At 70.0% G+C, this 22,820-nt stretch carries 16 protein-coding genes and 1 pseudogene; 8 read left to right on the forward strand and 9 right to left on the reverse strand.

Annotated features, from left to right (window positions below):
- Positions 1-34 precede the first annotated feature (34 nt).
- The 4 genes from IEZ21_RS43735 to IEZ21_RS43750 form a co-directional block, all read right to left on the reverse strand.
- Positions 35-2,143: a PTS fructose transporter subunit IIABC gene (locus tag IEZ21_RS43735; protein WP_189327373.1), complete on the reverse strand. Its 2,109-nt coding sequence runs from the start codon at positions 2,141-2,143 to the stop codon at positions 35-37.
- A gap of 310 nt (positions 2,144-2,453) precedes the next feature.
- Positions 2,454-3,401, reverse strand: a complete 948-nt coding sequence (pfkB, locus tag IEZ21_RS43740; protein ID WP_189327374.1) for a 1-phosphofructokinase — start codon at positions 3,399-3,401, stop codon at positions 2,454-2,456.
- Positions 3,398-4,159, reverse strand: a complete 762-nt coding sequence (locus IEZ21_RS43745; RefSeq protein ID WP_189327375.1) for a DeoR/GlpR family DNA-binding transcription regulator — start codon at positions 4,157-4,159, stop codon at positions 3,398-3,400. The genes pfkB and IEZ21_RS43745 overlap by 4 nt, the downstream gene beginning before the upstream one ends.
- Before the next feature lie 242 nt (positions 4,160-4,401).
- A complete protein-coding gene (locus tag IEZ21_RS43750; RefSeq protein WP_189327376.1) occupies positions 4,402-5,919 on the reverse strand; it encodes an MFS transporter in 1,518 nt (505 codons plus the stop codon).
- Positions 5,920-6,026: 107 nt separating this feature from the next.
- Between IEZ21_RS43750 and IEZ21_RS43755 the strand changes: the two genes are divergently transcribed.
- Positions 6,027-7,019, forward strand: a complete 993-nt coding sequence (locus IEZ21_RS43755; RefSeq protein WP_189327377.1) for a helix-turn-helix transcriptional regulator — start codon at positions 6,027-6,029, stop codon at positions 7,017-7,019.
- Positions 7,020-7,342: 323 nt separating this feature from the next.
- Here IEZ21_RS43755 and IEZ21_RS43760 read toward each other — a convergent pair whose 3' ends face one another.
- Entirely contained in the window at positions 7,343-8,335 is a 993-nt protein-coding gene (locus tag IEZ21_RS43760) for a sigma-70 family RNA polymerase sigma factor (RefSeq protein WP_189327378.1), read from the reverse strand.
- A gap of 167 nt (positions 8,336-8,502) precedes the next feature.
- Here IEZ21_RS43760 and IEZ21_RS43765 point away from each other — a divergent pair, with 167 nt between their 5' ends.
- Positions 8,503-9,021, forward strand: coding sequence for a GNAT family N-acetyltransferase (locus IEZ21_RS43765; protein ID WP_189327379.1), 519 nt, complete (start codon positions 8,503-8,505; stop codon positions 9,019-9,021).
- A gap of 27 nt (positions 9,022-9,048) precedes the next feature.
- Here IEZ21_RS43765 and IEZ21_RS43770 read toward each other — a convergent pair whose 3' ends face one another.
- Positions 9,049-9,855: a dioxygenase family protein gene (locus tag IEZ21_RS43770; RefSeq protein WP_189327380.1), complete on the reverse strand. Its 807-nt coding sequence runs from the start codon at positions 9,853-9,855 to the stop codon at positions 9,049-9,051.
- A 132-nt stretch (positions 9,856-9,987) separates the two neighbouring features.
- Between IEZ21_RS43770 and IEZ21_RS43775 the strand changes: the two genes are divergently transcribed.
- On the forward strand, positions 9,988-10,491 hold the full coding sequence (locus IEZ21_RS43775) for a MarR family winged helix-turn-helix transcriptional regulator (protein WP_189327381.1): 504 nt from the start codon (positions 9,988-9,990) through the stop codon (positions 10,489-10,491).
- Positions 10,492-10,629: 138 nt separating this feature from the next.
- Here IEZ21_RS43775 and IEZ21_RS43780 read toward each other — a convergent pair whose 3' ends face one another.
- Positions 10,630-12,171, reverse strand: a complete 1,542-nt coding sequence (locus IEZ21_RS43780) for an MFS transporter (RefSeq protein WP_189327382.1) — start codon at positions 12,169-12,171, stop codon at positions 10,630-10,632.
- A 160-nt stretch (positions 12,172-12,331) separates the two neighbouring features.
- Positions 12,332-12,976 (reverse strand): TetR/AcrR family transcriptional regulator, encoded by a 645-nt coding sequence (locus tag IEZ21_RS43785; RefSeq protein ID WP_189327383.1) that lies wholly within the window; start codon positions 12,974-12,976, stop codon positions 12,332-12,334.
- A 266-nt stretch (positions 12,977-13,242) separates the two neighbouring features.
- Between IEZ21_RS43785 and IEZ21_RS43790 the strand changes: the two genes are divergently transcribed.
- From IEZ21_RS43790 to IEZ21_RS43800, 3 genes and pseudogenes are all read left to right on the forward strand, one after another.
- Positions 13,243-14,523, forward strand: a complete 1,281-nt coding sequence (locus tag IEZ21_RS43790; RefSeq protein ID WP_189327384.1) for a M6 family metalloprotease domain-containing protein — start codon at positions 13,243-13,245, stop codon at positions 14,521-14,523.
- 110 nt (positions 14,524-14,633) lie between these two features.
- The gene (locus IEZ21_RS43795) at positions 14,634-16,421 is read left to right on the forward strand and encodes an IclR family transcriptional regulator domain-containing protein (protein ID WP_246568822.1); all 1,788 of its coding nucleotides are present in this window, start codon (positions 14,634-14,636) and stop codon (positions 16,419-16,421) included.
- Between the two features lie 239 nt (positions 16,422-16,660).
- Positions 16,661-16,873 (forward strand): annotated as a pseudogene (locus IEZ21_RS43800) (PGPGW domain-containing protein); the annotation flags it as partial.
- Between the two features lie 149 nt (positions 16,874-17,022).
- Here the strand turns inward: IEZ21_RS43800 and fxsA are convergent.
- Positions 17,023-17,208, reverse strand: coding sequence for an FxSxx-COOH cyclophane-containing RiPP peptide (fxsA, locus tag IEZ21_RS43805; RefSeq protein WP_189327385.1), 186 nt, complete (start codon positions 17,206-17,208; stop codon positions 17,023-17,025).
- 233 nt (positions 17,209-17,441) lie between these two features.
- Between fxsA and fsxC the strand changes: the two genes are divergently transcribed.
- Entirely contained in the window at positions 17,442-18,755 is a 1,314-nt protein-coding gene (fsxC, locus tag IEZ21_RS43810) for an FxsC protein (protein ID WP_189327386.1), read from the forward strand.
- Complete coding sequence (gene fxsT, locus IEZ21_RS43815) at positions 18,745-22,752, forward strand: FxSxx-COOH system tetratricopeptide repeat protein (protein ID WP_189327387.1); 4,008 nt, start codon at positions 18,745-18,747, stop codon at positions 22,750-22,752. Before fsxC ends, fxsT begins: the two co-directional genes overlap by 11 nt.
- Positions 22,753-22,820: the final 68 nt, after the last annotated feature.

Raw genomic sequence — 22,820 nt, forward strand, 5'->3', positions numbered from 1 at the left:
CTTGCGTCCTGGGCCACAGCGCGTCTCGTGGAGGTCAGGCAGCCACCGGCTCCTTGGCCTTTGAAGCCGCCGCCTCCGGCGTCTCGGCTTCGCCCGCCGGCTTGGTCTTGCGCATGCCCTTCAGGGCGATCACCAGACCCGCTGTTACCGCCGTGCCGGCTGCGATGGCCAGGAGGTAGAGGAAGGGCCTGCCGATCAGGAAGGTGACCCAGATGCCGCCGTGCGGGGCGCGCAGGGTCGAGCCGAAGGCCATGGCCAGGGCGCCGGTGACCGCGCCGCCCGCCATCGAGGCCGGGATGACCCGCAGCGGGTCCGCTGCCGCGAAGGGGATCGCGCCCTCGGAGATGAAGGAGGCGCCCAGTACCCAGGCCGCCTTGCCGTTCTCCTGCTCGGCCTTGGTGAACAGCCTCTTGCGGATCGTGGTGGCCAGGGCCATGCCCAGCGGGGGCACCATGCCGGCCGCCATGACCGCCGCCATGATCTTCATCGCCGAGTCGCTGGGGGCCGCCACGGAGATACCGGCCGTCGCGAAGGTGTATGCGACCTTGTTGACCGGGCCGCCGAGGTCGAAGCACATCATCAGGCCGAGCAACACGCCGAGGAGGATGGCGTTGGTGCCGCTGAGGCCGTTCAGCCAGTCGGTCAGGCCCTCCTGTGCCTCGGCGATCGGCTTGCCGATGACCACGAACATCAGGAATCCGACGACCGCCGAGGAGATCAGCGGGATCACCACCACCGGCATGATGCCGCGCAGTGGAGCCGGGATGTTCACGCGCTGGATGCCGAGGACGACACCACCGGCGATCAGACCGGCCACCAGACCGCCGAGGAAGCCCGCGCCGATCGTCACCGAGATCGCGCCACCGACGAAGCCGGGCACGAGTCCTGGTCGGTCCGCCATGCCGTAGGCGATGTAGCCGGCGAGGACCGGAACGAGGAAGCCGAACGCCGCTCCACCGATCTGGAACAGCAGCGCGCCCCAGCTGTCGACCTGGCCCCAGTCGAAGTGCTCGGTGACCGACTTGGCCTCGTTGATCTGGTAGCCGCCGATCGCGAAGCCGAGGGCGATGAGCAGACCGCCCGCGGCGACGAACGGGACCATGTAACTGACGCCGGACATCAGCCACTTGCGGAGCTTGGAGCCGTAGCCCTCGCCGGGCTCTCCGGTTCGCTCGACCGGCGTACCGCCGGGCCTCGCGGCCGCGGTGGCCTCGCCGCGCTCGGCCTTCGCCCGGACCTCGGCGATCAGCTCGGCGGGCCGGTTGATGCCCGCCTTCACGCCGACGTCCACGGTCGGCTTCCCGGCGAACCGGTCCTTCTCCCGTACGGGCACGTCGTGCGCGAAGATCACGCCGTCCGCGGCGGCGATGACGGCTGGGTCGAGCCGGTTGAAGCCCGCCGAGCCCTGCGGCTCGACGACGACCTCGACGTCGGGGTTGTCGCGGCCCGCGTTCTCCAGCGCCTCGGCCGCCATGTACGTATGGGCGATGCCGGTGGGGCAGGAGGTGACGGCGACGATACGGAACGGCCGGCCGGCCGCGCCCTCGTCGGAGCCGCCGCTCTCCGGGGCCGGGCCGTCCTCGGTGGTCGTACCCGGGGCCGAGGTGTCCGCGGCGGCTTCGACGGAGGCCGCTCCTGTCGGCGGGGCCGCGGAGTCTTCAGTGCTGCCCGCCGTGCCGGCGACCTGCGCCGCCACCGCGGGCTCGTTCCCGCGGATCAGGGCGGCTGCCCCCTCCGCGTCGTCCACTGCCCGCAACGCGGAGGTGAACTCGGTGTTCATCAGCTGCCGGGCCAGCGACGACAGGATCGTGAGGTGGGCGTCGTCGGCGCCGGCCGGAGCGGCGATCAGGAAGATCAGGTCGGCGGGCCCGTCGGGAGCGCCGAAGTCGATCCCGGCCGCACTGCGCCCGAAGGCCAGCGTCGGCTCGGTGACGTGTTCGCTGCGGCAGTGCGGTATGCCGATGCCGCCGTCGAGGCCGGTCGGCATCTGGGCCTCGCGGGCGGCCACGTCGGCGAGGAAGCCTTCGAGGTCGGTCACCCGGCCCTTGGTCACCATGCGCTCGGCGAGGGCGCGCGCCGCCGCTTCCTTCGTATCGGCGGACAGGTCGAGATCGACCAGATCCGCGGTGATCATCTCGCTCATCGCGGGCTCCTTCGCACGCGTATCGCCCGGGGAAAGTCATGGGCGGGGACGGGGGTGGTGCGTTCAGACCGGCTGGGTTCAGACGGGCTGCGTTCAGAGGTGGCGTACTCAGCCGTGACTGAATTGCCGGAAGTGTCACATATGCCGAGGTCAGCGGGGAAGGCGGAGGCGGGGTCGGGGAAACCCCGCCTCCCCCCGGCTGCGGCGGGGAGGGGCAGGCCCCGCCGCTTCAGGGCCGATCCAGAGGTCGTACGAGACCTACGGGACGCACAGGTCGTGCGGGCCGAATCAGCGGTGGCAGTACGGAAGTTCATGACACCGGCTCCGTCAGTACGCGATCCACCGGAACCGCCGACGTGACGGTCACGGCGGAGGGGTCGAGGTCGGCCGGGCCCGGCATCACGCTGCCGGGGAGCTGGACGGCCGCGGCGCCGTGTGCGACGGCGGAGGCGAGGGCGTCGGGGCCGCTGCCGCCGGCGATGAGGAAACCGGCGAGCGAGGAGTCGCCCGCGCCCACATTGCTGCGGACCACGTCGACCCGGGCGCTGCCGAACCACACGCCCGAGGCCTCGACGAGCAACTGCCCGTCCGCGCCGAGGCTGGCCAGCACCGCACCGGCGCCCTGTTCCCGCAGGTCCTCGGCGGCCTTGACCGCGTCACCGATGGTGGCGAGGGGACGGCCGACCGCTTCCGCCAGTTCCTCGGCGTTCGGTTTGACGACGTCGGGGCGTTCACGCAGGGCCGCGAGCAGTGCCGGCCCCGAGGTGTCCAGTGCGATCCGGGTGCCGGCGGCGTGCGCTCGGGCGACCAGTGCGGCGTACCAGGACGGGGCGAGGCCGCGCGGCAGGCTGCCGCAGCAGGCGATCCAGGAGGCGTCACGGGACTGGGTCCGTACCGTCTCCAGGAGCAACTCCTCCTCGGTGGAGGTGAGTTCGGGTCCCGGTGCGTTGATCTTCGTGAGTACCCCGTCGGCCTCCGCGAGCGCGATGTTGGAGCGCGTCGCCCCGGCGACCGGGACCGGCGCGACCTCGATGCCCTGCGCGTCGAGCAAGGTGGCGACGAGGGAGCCGGGGGCGCCGCCGAGCGGCAGTACGGCGACGGTGCGCCGGCCGGCCGCGGTGACCGCCCGCGAGACGTTGACGCCCTTGCCGCCCGGGTCCATGCGTTCGCCGGTGGCCCGGATGACCTCGCCGCGGTCGAGCGAGGGGATCTCGTAGGTCCGGTCGAGCGAGGGATTGGGGGTGACCGTGAGGATCATGTACGCACCACTTCCGTGCCGCCGCGCTTGAGAGCGGTCGCGTCTTCGGGGCTCAGCCCGCTGTCGGTGATCAGAACGTCCACGTCGTCGAGGGCGCCGAAGCGCGCGAAGTGCTCCTGGCCGTGCTTGGCGGAGTCGGCGAGCAGCACCACACGGCGCGCGGCGCCGAGGGCCGCGCGCTTCACGGCGGCCTCGGCGAGGTCGGGCGTGGTCAGTCCGCACTCGAGGGAGAAGCCGTTCGTGGCGAGGAAGACGACATCGGCACGGATCTCGCCGTACGCCCGCAGCGCCCAGGCGTCGACCGCGGCGCGCGTACGGTGCCGTACGCGCCCCCCGACGAGGTGGAGCTGGATGCCCGGATGGTCGGCGAGGCGGGCCGCGATGGGGAGGCTGTGCGTCACGACGGTGAGCGTCGCCTCCAGCGGGAGGGCCCCGGCGAGCCGGGCGATCGTCGTGCCCGCGTCGAGGATCATCGTGCCGTTGCTGGGCAGTTCGGCGAGCGCGGCCTGCGCGATGCGGTCCTTCTCGTCGGCCGCGGTGGTCTCCCGCTCGGCCAGATCGGGCTCGAAGTCGAGCCGGCCGGCCGGGATGGCACCGCCGTGCACCCGGCGTACGAGGCCCGCGCGGTCCAGCGCCTTCAGGTCCCGCCGGATCGTCTCGGCCGTGACCTGGAACTCCTCGGCCAGCGACACCACGTCCACGCGGCCACCGTCACGCGCCAGCCGGAGGATCTCCTGCTGTCGCTCCGGTGCATACATGTCCGTTCACCTCCGTTCATGCCCGAACGTGTGGTTTCACTCGTAGAGTACGCCCGGATTTCAGCCATGCAAACGGGCGCGGACGTAAAAGTGGGCATGAACGGACATCGGCGTGACGGTGCCAGGAGCTCGAGTGCAGGGCACGGGCGGGGCATGGGCAGGACATGGGACAGCCGTCAGGCCCGGCCCCAGAGAGGGACCGGGCCTGACGGCTCGAGCAGGATCAGCTTGAACTGGCGGCGTCAGCCCACGAGTTCGGGCTCCTTGTCCACTGCGACGGCGGGCGTCGTCTCGTCGCCCTCCACATGCTGAGCCGGCCGCTTCGGCAGGGCGAACATCAGCAGGAAGATGGCCGTCATCACCGCGGCGACCCAGATCAGCGCGTTCTGGAAGGCGTCGACGAAGGCCGCGCCCACCTCGGCCCGCGGCAGGTGGTCGGACATCGTGCCGAAGAAGACCACGGACACCAGGCCGAGCCCGAGCGCGTTGCCCATCTGCTGGACCGTGCTGATCAGGCCGGACGCCGAGCCGGCGTGCTCGCGCGGCACCTCGGAGAGGATCGCGTCCGTCAGCGGGGCGACGATCAGGCCCATGCCCACACCCATGACCACCAGGGGAAGCGCCATCTGCCAGGGGGCGATGGACAGGCCGTACCGCTCGGACTCCCAGATGTAGATCAGGACACCGATGGCCATGAGCAGCGCGCCCGCCTGGAGCACCTTGCGCCCGAACCGCGGCGTCAGCTTCTGTACCGAGAGTCCGGCCGCCATCGACACCGCGATCGAGAAGGGGACGCCCGTCAGGCCGGCACGCAGCTCGCCCCAACCGAGGCCGGTCTGCATGTAGAACGTCCACACCAGGAAGAAGATGCCGAGTGCGATCCCGAAGACCGTCTGCACCGCGATGCCCGCCGCGAAGCTCTTGACCTTGAAGAGGGAGAGCTCGACCAGCGGCGAACCGTCCCGCACGGTCTTCCTCTTCTCGTACGCCACCAGCGCCGCGAACACCGCGAGCGCGCCGGCCATCGAGACGTAACCCCACATCGGCCAGCCCAGCTCACGGCCGCGGGTCAGCGGGTAGAGCAGCATCAGCAGGCCGAGGGTGACGAGGGCGACACCGACGAGGTCCAGCTTGAGGGCCTGCGGGGCCTTGGACTCCGTGATGTAGCGGCGGCCGAGGATCAGGCCCGCGATGCCCACCGGCAGATTGATGAGGAAGATCGGCCGCCACTCCAGACCGAACAGGTTCCACTCGGTCAGCAGCGCGCCCAGCAGCGGACCGGACACCGCCCCGAGCCCGACGACCGCACCGAACAGGCCGAACACCTTGCCGCGTTCGTGCGCCGGAAAGGTGGCGTGCACGATCGACAGCACCTGCGGCACCATCAGCGCGGCCATACCGCCCTGGAGGATGCGGGAGGCGACCAGCATCTCGGGGTTCACGGCGAATCCGCAGAGTGCCGACGCGAGCGTGAATCCGCCGATGCCGATGAGGAAGAGGCGCTTACGGCCGTGGATGTCGCCGAGCCGCCCGCCGGTGATCAGGCCGGCGGCGAAGGCGAGCGCGTATCCGGCCGTTATCCACTGGATGTGACTGACCGACGCGCCGGCGTCCCGCTGGATCGACGGGATCGCGATGTTGACGATCGTGACGTCGACCAGATCCATGAAGGCCGCGGTCATCACGATGGCGAGGGCTATCCATCGTCGCCGGTCGGCCGTGGTGGCCGGGCTGTTGAGAGGGGTCTCGGTTGAGGTCATGCTTCGAAGTTAGAGGCCCAGTAGGTCAGATCATGTCCTAGTAGTCGGGCATCCTCGGAGAAGCCGAAAAACACAGCCGAAGAACACAGCCGAGAGGGAGACACCCCATGACCACCGACACCCCGGCCCGGCTCCTCCAGCTCCTCTCCCTGCTCCAGACCCCGCGCGAATGGCCCGGCGGTGAGCTCGCCGACCGGCTCAGGGTCTCGCGGCGGACCGTACGGCGGGATGTCGACCGGCTGCGGGAACTGGGCTATCCCGTGCAGGCGACGATGGGAGCGGACGGCGGATATCGGCTGGTCGCCGGGAAGGCCATGCCGCCGCTCGTGCTCGACGACGAGGAGGCGGTGGCGATCGCGGTCGGGCTGCGGGCCGGTGCCGGGCACGCCGTCGAGGGCGTCGACGAAGCCTCCGTACGGGCGCTCGCCAAGCTGGAGCAGGTCCTGCCGAGCCGGCTGCGCCACCGGGTTTCCACGCTTCAGGCCGCCACCACTCCCCTGACCAGTGGGGACGGGGCGAGCATCGCACCCGAGACGCTGACCGTGATGGCCTCGACGGTCGCGGGCCATGAACGGCTGCGGTTCGCCTACCGCTCGGGGGACGGCACGCCCTCCAAGCGCCTGACCGAGCCGTACCGTCTGGTGTCGACCGGCCGCCGCTGGTATCTCGTCGCGTACGACCTCGACCGCGAGGACTGGCGTACGTTCCGCGTCGACCGGGTCTCCGAGCCCTTCGCGACGGGCGCCCGTTTCGCGCCGCGCGAGCTGCCGACGGGGAGCGCGGCCGAGTATCTGCGGCAGTCGATGTACCGGCGGCAGGAGACGTACGAGTTGGAGGTGACGTTCGCGGCGCCCGCGGAGTTCATCGCGGCCCGCCTGCCCAAGTGGCTCGGCACTCCCGAGCCCTTGGACGACCACAGCTGCCGGCTACGGGCCGCCGTGGGCGACTCGGTGGAGTGGATGGCGGTACGGCTCGCGATGGTGGACTGCGAGTTCACGGTCCATGAACCGCCGGAACTGGTCCAGTGCGTACGGGAGTTGGGGGGCCGCTTGAGCCGAGCGGCGGCCGGAGGCCAGGGGGCTCCATCAGCCCCGAGGTGAGGGAGCTTCACCAGTCCCGCTCACTTGGTATGGGCCACAGAGACCGCCCTCGTGACACAATGTGTCCACAGGGTCACCCCGGGGTTCAGGTCCGGGGTGGCCCTTCGCTTGTCCCCGCCTCTCGCAGAGATCGAGCCGAGCCCCGGCGCCAGGGGGAGAGGCGCCGGAGGCTCGGCTCTGGGGAAGTCCCGGCGCCGGGGGGGATAGCGTCGGGACTTGGCTCTGGGAGCCTGGGCCCTGAAGGCTTGTGCCCAAGCTCAAGCGGTTGATGCAGGCGTATTCGGTCCGGTGTGCGAGCCATCGAGAAGCGTCGCCGTGAGGCGTTACGCCGCCGCGTCGAACCCGGTCTGCCTGGCCAGCTTCTTCAGCTCCAGCAGCGCGTGCTTCTCGATCTGGCGGATGCGCTCGCGGGTGAGGCCGTGCTCCTTGCCGACCTCGGTCAGCGTGCGCTCACGGCCGTCCTCTATGCCGTACCGCATCTTGATGATCGAGGCCGTGCGCTGGTCGAGCCGCCCGATGAGGTCGTCGAGCTCCTCGCTGCGCAGCAGCGTGAGCACGGACTGCTCGGGCGAGACCGCCGAGGTGTCCTCGAGCAGGTCGCCGAACTGAGTGTCGCCCTCGTCGTCCACCGACATGTTCAGCGAGACCGGGTCGCGGGCCCAGTCCAGCACGTCGATGACGCGCTCCGGGTTCGAGCCCAGCTCCGCCGCGATCTCCGCGGGCTCCGGCTCCCGGCCGTGCTCGCGGTTGAACTCGCGCTGCACGCGGCGGATCCGGCCCAGCTCCTCCACCAGGTGGACAGGGAGCCGGATGGTCCGCGACTGGTCGGCTATCGAGCGCGTGATGGCTTGACGGATCCACCAGGTCGCGTACGTCGAGAACTTGAAGCCCTTGCGGTAGTCGAACTTCTCGACCGCGCGCACCAGCCCGGCGTTCCCCTCCTGGATCAGGTCGAGCAGGGGGAGGCCGCTGCGCGGATAGCGCCGCGCGACCGCGACGACCAGGCGCAGGTTGGACCGGATGAAGATGTCCTTGGCCCGCTCGCTGTCGGCCACCAGCGCCTCCAGCTCCTCACGGGAGGCCTCCGCCTTGGCGTCGGTCACCTCGCCGTCGAGGATCTGCTGGGCGAACACACCCGCCTCGATGATCTGGGACAGCTCGACCTCCTTGGCGGCGTCGAGCAGCGGCGTACGCGCGATCTCGTCGAGGTACATGCCGACCAGGTCGCGGTCGGCGATCTCGCCCGCGCGAGCGCTGCGTGCCGCGTCGGTCTCGCCGGAGGCGGACTTGCGACGGGCGACGGCACGGGTTGCCATGCGTGCTCCCTTACGTGGTGGCTTGCGGGTCATCTGTGGGGTTCGGCCACCCTTCCGGGTGCCCTGCCTCCGATGGATTCAACGACTGGAATCCGGACAGAATTCCCAACCGGCCCCTCAAATTTTCTGATCTTGCAGTATCCTGTTCCGCCACAAAGGGAGGGCAGATGTCGTCGAAACGTACAGAGGTGCTGGTCAGGCCGGGAGTCGAGGCTGACCTCAAAGCCCTCACCGACCTTTACAACCACTACGTACGCGCGACGCCCATCACTTTCGATACCGCGGTCTTCACTCCGGAAGAACGCCGCTCTTGGCTGCTCTCCCACCCTGAAGACGGTCCGCACCGCCTGAAGGTTGCCGTAGACGTGGACTCACAGGAGATTCTGGGTTACGCCACATCCAGCCTTTACAGGGTGAAGCCCGCCTACGGCACCTCCGTCGAGGTCACCATCTACCTCGCCCCCGACGCGGGCGGACGCGGCATCGGCACGCTGCTGTACAAGTCCCTGTTCGAGGATCTGGCCTCTCAGGACCTGCACCGGGCGTACGCGGGAATCACCCAGCCGAACGAGGCGTCCGTACGACTCCACGAGCGCTTCGGCTTCCGGTACGTCGGCACGTATCGCGAGGTCGGGCGGAAGTTCGGACGGTACTGGGACGTGGCCTGGTACGAAAAAGAACTGTAGGGGCTCTCCCCGTACCAGGAACAGCCCTCAGCCGAACTGCACCGACCGCTTGGCCATGCCCACCCAGAAGCCCTCGATGACGGACTTCTGGTCCTTCAGCTCGCCCACCGCGTCCGCCGCACCCATCGTCACGAAGAGCGGGGCGAAGTGCTCGGTGCGGGGGTGGGCGAGGCGGCCCGCCGGGGACTTGCGCTCGAAGTCGAGCAGACCGTCGATGTCACCGGCCTGAAGGGCCCTGCGCCCCCAGTCGTCGAACTCGCTCGACCAGGAAGGGACTCCGCCGCCCGTGTGCCGCAGGGCCGCGAGGTTGTGCGTGAAGAAGCCGGAGCCGACGATCAGGACGCCCTCGTCGCGCAGCGGTGCCAGCTTGCGGCCGATGTCCATCAGGCGGACCGGGTCGAGCGTGGGCATCGAGATCTGGAGTACGGGGATGTCGGCGGCCGGGAACATCTCGACGAGCGGGACGTACGCCCCGTGGTCGAGGCCGCGGTCGGGGATGTCCTGCACCGGGATGCCGGGGGCACGCAGCAACTTGCGTACGGACTCGGCGAGTTCGGGGGCGCCGGGAGCCTCGTAGCGGACCCGGTAGTAGTGCTCGGGGAAGCCCCAGAAGTCGTAGACGAGCGGGACGGTCTCGACCGCGCCGAGGGCCAGCGGGGCCTCCTCCCAGTGGGCGGAGACCATGAGGATCGCCTTGGGGCGCGGCAGGTCGGCCGACCAGGCTGCCAGTTCGCCGGGCCAGACGGGATCGTCGGCCAGCGGCGGGGCTCCGTGCGAGAGGTAGAGCGCGGGCATGCGCTCGGGGACGGCACGTTCCTCGGTGGCGGCAGACATGGCGGCGGCTCCCCTCCGGGATCTCATAGTTGATCTTGCTTTGAGTCTCATACTTGAATGCTCAACTTATCTGAAAAGGACAATAGCTCTCTTTCGTTTAAAATTCAAGGAGAGGTCGTCTACAGTAGGTACATGGACACGGCACACACCGAAGAGCCGCGCTGGCTCAGCGAGGAGGAGCAGCGCGTCTGGCGTGCGTATGTGCACGCCACCGCACTCCTTGAGGACCATCTCGACCGTCAGCTCCAGCGCGACGCAAAGATGCCGCACATCTACTACGTTCTGCTCGCGTGTCTCAGTGAGGCACCGCACAGGCAGCTGCGGATGACCGAACTCGCGATGAAGATGAAGATCACGCGGTCCCGGCTCTCCCATGCCGTTGCCCGGCTGGAGAAGAGCGGCTGGGTGCGGCGCGAGGACTGCCCCTCGGACAAGCGCGGACAGTTCGCGATCATCACGGACCAGGGCCTGAAGGTCCTGATGCAGGCCGCTCCGGGTCATGTCGACGCCGTCCGCCGGGCCGTCTTCAACCGGCTCTCCCCGGACCAGCAGAAGGCCTTCGGCGAGGCCCTGCAGATCATCGCCGAAGGACTTCAGCCCAAGGACGCCGGCGCGGATCTGCCCTGGCTTCGTTGAGATCGCGTTCGTTCAAGGCATGAATCTGCCCCGGCTCCACCGCTCATGGAGCCGGGGCAGATCCCGGATTCGTACGTACGAAGTCGTCCCCACCACTGCGTACGTACGAGGGTCAGTGGGTGACCCCGCGTCGTCCCGTCAGTGTGCGATCACCGGGACCGGCAGCTCGTCCTCGGCCTCGTCACCCGTGCCGGTGGCCGTCGCCGTCATGTCGGGCTTGCCGGCGTTGACGAGGGTGCCGACGATGACCGCGGCGAGCACCAGCATCCCGACGGCGAACCAGATCGCGTTGGTGTAGCCGTGCACCTGGCCCTGAAGCTGGACCAGCTGCTGCTGGGAGCGGGAGGTCGCGGAGCCGATGTGGTCCGCGATGTAGGAGGTCGTGGCCGACGCGGCGATCGTGTTCAGCAGGGCCGTACCGATCGCACCGCCCACCTGCTGCGAGGTGTTGACCATCGCGGAGGCGACACCGGCGTCCCGGGGCTCGACGCCCAGGGTGGCCAGGGACATGGCCGGCATGAACGCCGTACCCATGCCGAGACCGAGCAGGAGCATCGCCGGCAGGATGATCGAGGCGTACGACGAGCCGATCTCCAGCTGCGTCATCAGGAGCATGCCGACCGCGGCGACCAGGAAGCCCGGGCCCATCAGCAGCCGCGCGGGAACGCGGGTCATCAGACGCGTGCCGATCTGGGTCGAGCCGACCATCATGCCGACGATCATCGGCATGAAGGCGAAGCCGGTGCTGATCGGCGAGTAGCCCTTCACGATCTGCAGGTAGTAGGTCAGGAACAGGAACGTGCCGAACATCGCGATGATCGCGATACCGAGCGAGAGGTACACCCCGCCACGGTTGCGGTCGGTGATCACGCGCAGCGGCAGCAGCGGGGCCTTGACCCTGGCCTCGGTGACGACGAACGCGAGCAGCAGGACCGCGGACGCGACGAACATGCCGACGGTCACGGAGTCGCCCCAGCCGTCGGACTCGGCGCGGGTGAAGCCGTAGACCAGCGCGACCAGGCCCAGGGTGGACAGCAGCACGCCGGGGATGTCGAGCGGGTTGCGGTTGCGGCCGCCCTCCGGCTCACGGATGACGAAGTACGCGCCGAGCGCCGCGGCGATCGCGAACGGGATGTTGACGAAGAACGTCCAGCGCCAGTCCATGTACTCGGTCAGCACACCGCCGAGGATGAAGCCGACGGCGCCACCGCCACCGGCGATCGCACCGTAGATGCCGAAGGCCTTGGCGCGCTCCTTGGCGTCCGTGAACATCACGGCGAGCAGGGAGAGCGCGGCGGGCGCGAGCAGTGCGCCGAACACGCCCTGGAGGGCGCGGGCGCCGAACATCATGGCTTCGTTGGTGGCCGCGCCACCGAGCGCGGAGGCCGCGGCGAACCCGATCAGGCCGACGACGAAGGCCCGCTTACGGCCCCACAGGTCGGCGATCCGGCCGCCGAAGAGGAGGAGACCGCCGAACGCGAGGGCGTAGGCCGTGACGACCCACTGCCGGTTGCCGTCCGAGATGCCCAGGTCCTGCTGGGCGGAGGGCAGGGCGATGTTCACGATGGTCGCGTCGAGCACGACCATCAGCTGGGCGAGCGCGATGAAGGTCAGCGCTTTCCAGCGGTTGGGATCGGAAGCCGGCGCCTTGGCGGCGGTGGCCTGGTCTGTTTCAGACATGGGGGTACCCACTCCGGGACTTCGTAGCGAAAAAGGATGAGGTAAAGGGACGACCCGTCGGTGACGTCTTCGTCGGTGACGGCCGGAAGTTTTGTGCGCGTTGCGTGTTGCGAGTGGTGACTGGCGCTGGGCGCCGAACTAATCGGTCATGACTGATCGGTCATGCTTGCCGCAGGTCCTCCATGGTCGCGGCCGTGCCTGGCAGTTCGGAGTGGGCCGGTGCCCGCAGACCGTCCAGGAACAGCTGCAGATGACGGTGTACGAAGAGGTCGAGGCTCAGGCATCCCGCGCCGGCTGGCGGCCGGGAGAGCTGGACCACGCTGATCATCACGTCTCCGACACCCACGTCGGTGCGGAGCTGCCCGGCCTTCCGGGCGCGCTCCATGATCTCCTCGACCAGCTGCTCGATCCGCTCGCGCGCGGCGACCAGATCCGGGTGGTGCTTGTCGAACGTGCTGGAGACCATCGGGCAGAGCGCGCTGATCCGCTCGTCGGCGGAGGCGTGCACGAAGCGCGACAGGGCCTCGAAGGCGTCGCCGGTCTCGGCGAGCGCCCGTTCGGCCTGCTCGGACGTGCGGTCCAAGACCGAGCAGACGACCTCCCGCACCAGGGCGTCGCGGTCCGGGAAGTTGCGATACACCGTGGCGTTGCCGACGCCGGCCCGGCGGGCGATCTCGTCGAGCGGCACATCGGCCCCGAACTCGACGAACATCTCGCGGGCGGCGGTGACGATCCGCTCCCGGTTGCGCAGGGCGTCGGCGCGCGGCCGGGGCGCCTTGTGCTGTACGGGGGCGGCGGTGGTCACGGCGTACTCCTCGGGAGTTGCTGTGCGATCCGGGGACTTGCTCCCCGTTTCGCTCGGACACATGGCTAAACGGGGAAACGATCCCCGGTTATTTCCCGCCCTTCCCTTTTCTTTCTGTGACCCGAGTCACATCGCCCACCGCGCCTCTCCGGACGGCCTCCCACGATCGGTCTCCTCCAGCGCGCGCCCCCTCAGCGGGCGACACAGGGTGATCGGACAGGGTGCAGCCAGACACGGCCGGCTGCCTGGAGCGAAAGGCCCCCTGCATGCAGCCCACCAGCCGTCGGATACGCCCGCGCAGCCGCGGCGTCGCCCTCGCCTCGGTGACGCTGCTGACGCTGGTGGTCAGCACCTCGGCGGGAAACGGACGGCTGCCGGCCGGTTCGGCGACGGCGGCGGGACCGAGAACGACGGCACGCCCGGCGGCGCTCGGCCCCTGCATGATCAGCGGCTCGGTGGACGTACAGCTGTCGGAGGGCATCCCGACCCCGCCCGGCTACGCCCGCTCCACCGGCACCGTCCGGGCCCTGAACCTCATGGTCGACTTCTCCGACGCGCCCGGCCGGGGCAGCGCGCTCGACCGCTACCGGGAGTTCTTCCCGCAGACCACCCGCTGGTTCCGCACCAGTTCGTACGGCCGTCTCGTCTATCGCCCCGAGGCCCCCGTCGGCCGCTGGCTGCGGATGCCCAAGCCCTTCAAGGAGTACGGGCTGGAACGCGGCGCCCCCTTCGATCCCGCGTACCGGGGGCTGGTCGAGGATCTCGTGGCCGTGGCCGACCCGAAGGTGGACTTCAAGGCGTACGACCTCCTGAACGTCCTGGTCACCCCGAACGCGGGCCCCTCCGCCTTGGACACCGTCCTGTCGGTGACCTTCTCGGGCAACGCGGAGGCGCCGGTCGCCGACGGCACGCCCCTCGCCAACGCGTCCTTCATCTACAGCCGCCAGGACGACGGCTCCGGCTCGTACGCCAAGACCGGCTATCGCGTACTCCCCCACGAGAACAGCCATGTCTTCGGCCTGCCCGACCTCTACACCCAGGACGGGGGCGGCGCGGTCGGGCACTGGGACATCATGAGCGAGGACTGGGGGGCCGGTAACGATCTGCTGGGCTGGCACAAGTGGAAGCTCGGCTGGCTCGACAACGACCAGGTCGCCTGCGTGGCCGCGCCCGGCACGACCGAGCACGTCCTGACCCCGCTGCCGGAACGCGGCGGCGCCAAGCTGGTCTTCGTGCCGGTCGACGCGAAGCGGGGGTACGCGGTCGAGTTCCGTACCCCCGGGGGCAATGACGAGGAGGTCTGCAAGCCGGGCGTACTCGTCTACAAGGTGAACGCGGACGTCGACACCGGGCGCGGCCCCATCCACGTGGTCGACTCCACCAAGGACAGCGGAGGGTGCACGCGCAGCCCGAACGTGCATGCCGAGTTGTCGGACGCGGCATTCGGGCCGGGGCGGCAGTTCAAGGACGTGCGGGCGGGGATCCGGATCCGGGTCGGGGAGATGGACGGGGACGGGAATCAGCGAGTGCGCGTCACGCGCCGGTGACGGGTGTACGGCGCGCGGCGGGGAGGTGGTGCGGCTCCGGTTGGGATGGGGGCGGGTGGTCGGCGGTGGTTACGGTGGTCCGGACACCGTCACGGAGAACCCGAGAACCCATGCCATCGACAGACCTCACGCCGGCGCCCGGCAGCCCCGACGCCGCCGAGCCCGTGCCCGCGGAAGCCGTCGCCCCGCTGATGCGCGGGATCGCCGTGCTGCGCCGGCTCACCGAGGCGGGCGGGACGTCGAGTCTCAGTGGCCTGGAGCGGTCCACGGGCCTTGCCAGGTCCACCGTCGACCGGATCGCGGCGACGCTGGAGCGCATGGGGTACGTACGCCTCGACGGTCGGGACACCGTGCTCGCGCCGCGGCTGATGGAGCTGGGCAACGCGTATCTGGCCGCGCTGCGGCTGCCCCGGCTGCTGGACGCGCGGGCCGACGCGCTGGCGGACGAGCTGGACGAGTCGGTGTCGCTGGCGGTCGCCGACCGGGACGGGATCCGGTTCATCCACCAGGCGACCCGGCGGCGCGCGATGTCGCTGAGCTTCCGGATCGGCGATCTGCTGCCGGCCGAACGCACCGCGCCGGGCCCGCTGTTCGCCACGGAGTGGGCTCCCGAGGACTGGGCGCGGTGGCGCGAGCGGCGGGCGGCGGATCCCGAGGACCGGGGTTTTCCGGCGTTGCCGCCGCGCGCTGTGTCTTCCCGGGGGGCGGCCCTCGCGCCCCCGGGAAGACAAGCGGGTCCGGCGGCCTGGCCGGAGAGGCCTCGCGAGGTGGATGCCGGTGAACACCCCCTGGGGGATGAGGACTTCGAGCGGCGGGTGGCCGAGGCGCGTACGCGGGGTTGGGCCCTCGACGACCAGTTGATCGAGCCGGGTCTGGTCGCCCTCTCCATGCCCGTGCGCGGCGTGCATGGTCAGGGCGGTGGGCGTATCGCGTGTGTGGTGAGCGTGGTGAGTCACACCAGCCGGCACACCGCGGACTCGCTGCGAGCGACACTGCTGCCTCGGCTGCGGGAGACGGTGCGGTCCATGGAACGGGATCTGCGGGCGGCCCCGGCCGTTCCTCCCGCCGTTTCTCCGGCCGCTCCGTCGGGCCTCGCGGTCTGGACGGGGGCGTCGAAGCAGGAGCTGGGCCGGGAGTTCGTCGAGTCGCTGGCGCGCGGGCTGACCGTGCTGACGTCGTTCGGCGAGGGGCGGGCCGAGCTGACGCTCACGGAGGTCGCGCGGGCCACGGGGCTCGCGCGCGCGACGGCTCGCCGGGCACTGATCACCCTGGAGCACTTGGGGTACGTCACCTCGCACGGCCGGACGTACGCGCTGACGCCCCGTGTCCTGGGCCTCGGTTTTCCGCCGCTGTCCCGCACGACGCTCCCGCAGATCGCGGCACCGCACCTGGCCGGACTGGCGGGCCGGCTCCACGACTCGGCGTCCCTGGCGGTCCTGGCGGGCGACGAGATCCAGTACACGGCGCGCGTCGCCACCAGCCGCATCATGAGCGCCAACATCACGATCGGCACACGTCTGCCCGCGTACGCGACGTCCCTGGGCCGCGTCATGCTCGCGGACCTGTCCCCCGCCGAACGCCCCACGCCCACCGTGCCCGCCCTGACCCCGCGCACGCTCACGGACCCCTCCTCGCTGACGGCTGTACTGGACCGCGTACGAGAGGACGGCTACGCCCTGGTCGACGAGGAACTGGAGGAGGGCCTGCGCTCCGTCGCGGTCCCGGTCCGCGACCGCACGGGCAAGGTGGTGGCGGCGGTGAACGTCGCCATGCACAGCTCACGACGCACGCCGGAGCAGTGCGTCGCGGAGGTGCTGCCTCAGCTGCGTACGACGGTGGACGCGATCGAGGCGGACTTGCGGGTGGTGGGGCGGTTCACGCGCGTGCCGGCGTCCTGACGTTCCGCGGCGTTGTACAGGGCCTTCGGGCGGCACCGTTCCGGTGGCGCCGGGCGGCACGGTGGTGTTGATGTGGGTGAGGTGCAGTACCGCCCGCAACGTCTCCGGGCTCATCGTGAGACGCCCGGCCGACACCGGCATCAAGTGACAGCTGCGGCATCCATCAAAGGGCTGATCCACGTGCCGAACGCAGACGAGGCCGACGAGAAGCCGCTGGGCTCCAGGGCGCCGGAGTTCATCTGGCGCTCTGGGCCACCGAGTTCACCTGGGCGCAGCGGGTGCTCCGCTGGACCAAGCGCAAGGTCACCGAGGCCGCCCAGCGCACACTGGACCCGCGCGTCCGCCGCCGGAACATCGCCCTGACCACGGTCGTCGCCGCAGTCCGCGCCGTGCTTTTGTCGGTGTACGTGCGGAGGTACGGCTTCGTCATGCCTTGGGGCATCAAGCGCTGAGCTGTTCCCGTTTGCGGGCGAACGGGAGGTCGGCGTGTACGTGACGTAGGCCCGGCGGATACCACGCGCCATCTGCAGCAGGAACTGAACGCCGACACGCTCCGAGTACGGCGGGGCCTCGGCCGGTTTCCGGCGAGGGCTCTGTTGCCTTAGTCGGACAGGGCCGACTGGAACGCGGCGAAGGCCTCATTCGTCGGGTTCAGGGCCTCGCCGACCACACGGCGCAGCTGCTCGACCAGGACGGTGTCCGGCAGATCGTCCAGGAGTTCCATGGGTAGATCCGCGACATCCACCAGGACCGAGACGAACTCGGAACCGCTCGCGTCCTTCTGCACGTACGGTGCCCTTCTCTGCCGTGCGTGCCCGTGCACGCGTGGTCCCCGGGTGCCGCCCGGTCATCGGCGGCGGATCGAGCCTATAGGATTCCGCGGCCCCGGGACGGCCGAGTTTCCGGGACGATGTCTGAGCTCCGAACGGCGTGGGTATGAAAGCGCCGCGTACGTATTCCAGGCGTGGGGACGTCCCGGCGGGTGCACGGCGGCGGCGGCCGGATACGGGGGTGGTGGGGGTGCCCTGGGAGCAGGAGTTCTATTTCTTTTTCAGCTATGCCCGGCGGGACGACCGTGAAGACGCCTTTGTGGAACAGTTCTACGCGGATCTGCTGACCGAACTCCGGGACAGGGGAGCGGCCTGCGAAGGCCAGCTGTCCTTTCGCGACTCGGCGCGGATCCGACTCGGCGCGGACTGGGAGAAGGCGATCGGCGACGCGGTCGGGAGCTGCCGTTCCCTGGTGGCACTGTGTTCGCCGGGCTATGTGAACAGCGCCTACTGCGGCAAGGAATGGGCGGTCTTCCAGGACCGGCTGAGGCGGTACCGCATCGAGACCGACGCCGACGCGCCCGCGCTGATACCGGTGCGGTGGCTTCCCATACGCGGCGCGCTGCCCCCTGAGATGAGCCGGTACCAGTACACCGATCGGGGGATGGACCCGAAGATGCGGGAGGAGTACGCGGAGCGGGGACTGATGCACATCATGCGCACCGACCCGGCAGGTGCGACCTATCGCGCGGTGGTGTCGGCGGTCGCCGACGGGGTGCGGCGGGCAGCCGAGCGCTACAGGCTGCCCCCGGTCAGGCCCGATCTGAAAACCGTACGCAGTGCCTTCCAGGGATACGAGGTGGGCGACCCCCCCGAGCGCACCACGGGGCGCGTCCGGGTGTTCGTCGCGGCCGGGACCGCCTCCGCGCCACCCGCGGGCCGCCGGGACCACCAGTATTACGGGCGTTCCCCCTACGACTGGACGCCGTACCATCCGCCCATCCACCCGACTGCGGCGCTGCGCGCCCAGCAGGTGATCGGCGACTCGCGGTGCATCACACACTTCGACGAAGTCGGCCACGACCTCGTCAGCAAGCTCGACGAAGGGGTACGCAACCGCGAGACCAGTGTGCTTCTGGTCGACGCGTGGGCCGCGCGCGGGGAGCCGTACCGGGCCGCGCTCTCCGCCTTCGACAGGCAGAACCACCCGGTCACGGGTGTGCTCGTGCCGCGCCACGACACGGACGAGGAATCTCACGCCGACACGCTGTGGCACGACCTCAGCCAGGTCTTCCAGCGCAACTGGATGCGTCGAAACGACGCTTGGGACCCGCTCTTCAGGGTCCAGGTCGACAAGCGGCACTTCGACGACCAGTTGGCGGTGATGGTCGTCGTGGCACAGAACCGGCTGGCGGAGACGGCCGAACCCGTTCTCCTGCCCGCGGGGCCGGCCGCACCGCCGTTGCCGAGCCTGGCCGTTCCGGCGCAGCCTCCGACGGGCCGCGACGGACCGGCCGACCCGCCCGGCAGTCCCTCCAGCGAAGGATCGGACGATGACGGCTGACACCGGGCCACAACGCGAGGGCAAGATCGTCACCTTCTACTCGTACAAGGGTGGAACGGGACGGACGATGGCGCTGGTCAACGTCGGCTGGATCCTGGCCAGCAAAGGGCTGCGGGTGCTGCTGGTCGACTGGGACCTCGAAGCTCCGGGTATGCACCGCTACCTCCGGCCGCTCCTCGTCGTCGACTCCGAACTGCGGTCCACGGACGGCCTGATCAACATGGTGCAGGCCTACGTCGGGCGGGTCATGGGCTCGGGCCGTCCGGAGCAGCCGCCCGGCGAGTCGGGCGCGGCGCCCGCCGTGATGGGCGAGGAGGAGCTGCGTGCCTGTGCCGACCTCGGTCCCTACACCACCGGTCTCAGGCTGAGCCTGCCGCCCGGAGGACGGCTCGACTTTCTTCCGGCCGGACGCCAGTCCGCCGCCTACTCGGCCGCCGTCACCAGTTTCAACTGGCACGCCTTCTACGAGCGCCTGGGCGGCGGTTCCTTTCTCCAGGTGCTGCGCCGGCGGATGGCGGAGGCGTACGACTACGTGCTCATCGACAGCCGTACCGGGGTCAGCGACATCTCCGGTATCTGCACCATCCTGCTGCCCGACATCGTGGTGGACGGCTTCGTGCTGAACCACCAGAGCATCGAGGGCGGTATCGCGGCCGCGAACTCGGTGGCCACTTCCGCGCCGCGCCTGATCCGTGTCCTGCCGGTGCCCATGCGGGTCGAGGATGCCGAGCAGGAACTGCTGGACCAGGGGCGCGACTCCGCACGCGCCGGCTTCGCGCCGTTCCTGTCCTGGCTGGGAGAGGAACATCACGCCCGGTACTGGGGCGAGGTGGAGATCCCTTACAAGCCGTACTACGCCTACGCGGAGATACCGGCGACCGTGAAGGACCGGTTGCTCCAGAAGGGTTCGCTGCTGACGGCCTTCGAACGGCTCACAGCGTGGATCACCGACGAAGAGGTGCGGGCCCTGGAACCGCAACCGGCCGAGGAACGCAAGCAGTTGGTGGCGGAGTACCTCCGCGATCCGCGTGCCGTGCCGCCCCGGCTGTACATCAGCTACGCGCCGATCGACCGTATGTGGGCCGAATGGGCCGCCGCGCATCTGGAGACGGCCGGCTACCAGGCGTCCCTGCACAGCGCCGCCGAACCCGCTTCCGGTGCGCCGCCGGAGGCGACGTCCGTACTGGAGCGGCGTGGACGACTGCTCGCCCTGCTGTCCCCCGAATACATGGTGCAGCCGCGGGCCCTGAACATCGTGACCCGACTGGGCGGCGTCGAGGTGGGTGGCGGGCCGGCCCTGCTGCTGGTGCGCGTGCGGGAGACGGAGGCCGCCTCGGACGGGCCGTTCGGCGACTGGTCCAGCCTCGACCTCACCCGCAGATCGCCCGGCGAGGCCGCCATACACCTGTTGCAGACCGTCGGTTCACCTTCGGGCCGACGGCCGGCGGATGGTGATACTCCGGCCCTGGGCACGGCCACGCCCCCCTACCCCGACGACTCGCCGACCGTGCAGCGCGTCCCGTCGCGCAACGTCTCCTTCACCGGCCGCGGGGCACTCCTGGACCGGCTCCGCGACGGTTTCACCACGGGGCCCACCGCCAGGCCCCAGGTGCTCTACGGGCTGGGCGGGATGGGCAAGACACAGGTCGCCCAGGAGTACGCGCATCGCTTCAAGTCCGCCTATGACGCGGTCTGGTGGGTGACCGCGGCGCAGCCCGGCCTGATCCGCTCGGCACTCGCCGAGCTGGCCCCCGACCTGGGGCTGGAGCGGGGCGAGGACGTGTCCGGTACGGCCGATGCGGTGCTGCGGGCGCTGCGGCGCGGAGAGCCATACGGTCGCTGGCTGCTGGTCTACGACAACGCCGGGCGCCCGGAGGAGCTGGCGGAGCTCATTCCCGCCGGGCCGTCCGGCGGGCATGTGCTGCTGACGTCACGTGACCGGGCCTGGGTGAACAACGCGAGCCTGGTCGATGTCGAGGTGTTCCAGCGCCACGAGAGCGTGGAACTGTTGCGCCGGCTCAACCCCAGCCTGGCGGAGGGTGACGCCGAGAAGGTCGCCGAGGAACTGGGCGACCTGCCGCTGGCCGTGGGCCAGGCCGCCGTCTGGCTGAGCGAGAGCAGCATGCCGGTGGCGACCTACCTCAGCCTGCTCGGCGAGCGGCTCACCGAGGTCCTGCGCGACACACGGCTGCCCGACCGGGACTACCCGCACTCGGCCGTGGCGACCTGGCGCCTCGCGCTGGACGAACTGCGCCAAGTGAACCTGGCGGCGGCCGAGATGCTGGAGATCTGTTCCTTCTTCGGCCCCGATCCCATTCCCCTGAGGCTGCTCTACAGCAGGGCCGTCACCCAGGCGCTGACGCTCCAGGAGGGCGAACCGCGCGACGAGATGGCCATCGCACAGGTGGTGCGTGCCATCAACAGGTTCGGGCTGGCCAAGAGCGACCAGGGCAGCGAGACGCTCACCGTCCACCGGCTGGTGCAGGCGGTCATCCGCGACCAGGTGCCCGAGCCACGCCAGGCGAGGCTGCGCGGCGTGGTGCACGCGGCGCTGGCCGACGCCAAGCCGGGTGACCCGGACGAGACGTCCGGCTGGAAACGCTACGACCAACTGCTGCCGCACCTGGCGCCGTCCCGTGCCGTCAGGAACCCCGATTCCCAGGTGCGGGCGTGGATCACCGACTCGGTCCGCTACCTGTGGAAGCGGAGTCTGCACGGCGCCGCGCACGATCTGGCCCAGGACACACTGCAGCGCTGGGAGGCCCTGGGCATCGGCCACGCGGACGGCGCCCAGGACGCCCAGACACTCATCCTGCGCATCCAGCTCGGCAACGTCCTGCGTTCCCTGGGCCGGCTGCGGGAGGCGTACGAGTCCGATCTCGACACGTACGAGCGGCTGCGGCGCAGCAAGGGGGACGAGTACGCCCACACTCTTGCCGCGGCCGGCAATGTGGCCGCCGACATGCGTGAGCTGGGCCGTTACCTGGAGGCGCGGGAGCTGGACCGGCAGACGCTGCGGGCGGCGCAGCGCACGCTGGGCGACGACCACAAGCGCACCCTGATGTATCTGAACAACCTGGCTCTGTCCGAGTATCTGGCAGGGAACCGCCGTGCGGCCCTGGACCTGCACCGCCGCGCCTGGCAGCAGCAGAGCGAGACGCACGGTGCGAACAGTCTCAACGCGCTGTCCTCGGCCAGCAACTACGCCCGTGACCTGCGAGAGACCGGGCGGCTGCGGGAAGCCCTGGAGTTGCTGGAGAGCACGGTGCCGCGCTACCAGGAGACGCTCGGCGAGAGCCACATCGAAACCCTGCGCGTCCGCAAGAACCTGGCGGTGGCACTGCGCAGGAACGGAGAGTACGAGCGGGCCAGGGAGATCGACGAGGACATTCGCAGCCGGTACGTCTCGGACCAGGGCCCGGACCACCAGGACACCCTTGCCGCCGCCTCCAACCTGGCCAGTGACCTGGCGGCGCTCGGCGAACCGGCTCAGGCCCTGGAACTCGCCGAGCGCGTGATGAACCGCTACCGCGACTACCTGGGTGAGATGCATCCGGTCACGCTGGCCTGCGTCAACAACGTGTCGGTCTATCTGCGTCTGCTGGGCCGAACGGCTGAGGCGCACGAGCTGGTGGACCAGGCGCTGACGGGGCTCCGCGAGGTCTTGGGGGAAACCCATCTCTACACGCTCGCCTGCACGATCAACCACGCCAACGAGCTCGTCGTGGCCGGCGACCTGGAGAACGCCGTCGCGCAGGAGCGGTTGGTGCTCGAGCAGCTGACGGAGGTGCTGGGCCCGGAGCACTACGACACCATCGGCGTCACCTCCAACCTCTCGCTCAGCCTCCGTGCCGCGGGCCGGGCCGAGGAGGCCGACCGGCTGGTCGAGGAGGCGTGGCAGAACGCCGTGAGAACCCTCGGGGAGGACCATCCCACCACCAAGGCGGTGCGGTCGGGGCAGCGGCTCGACTCCGACATCGAGCCGCCGACCACCTGACCGTCCGCCGTCCCCGTCAGGGCATTTGGCAGATAATTGGCGGGTTGTACGATGCCGCTTCACCACCG

Origin of the sequence: Streptomyces flaveus (genome assembly GCF_014647675.1) — a bacterium.
Lineage (GTDB): Bacteria > Actinomycetota > Actinomycetes > Streptomycetales > Streptomycetaceae > Streptomyces > Streptomyces flaveus.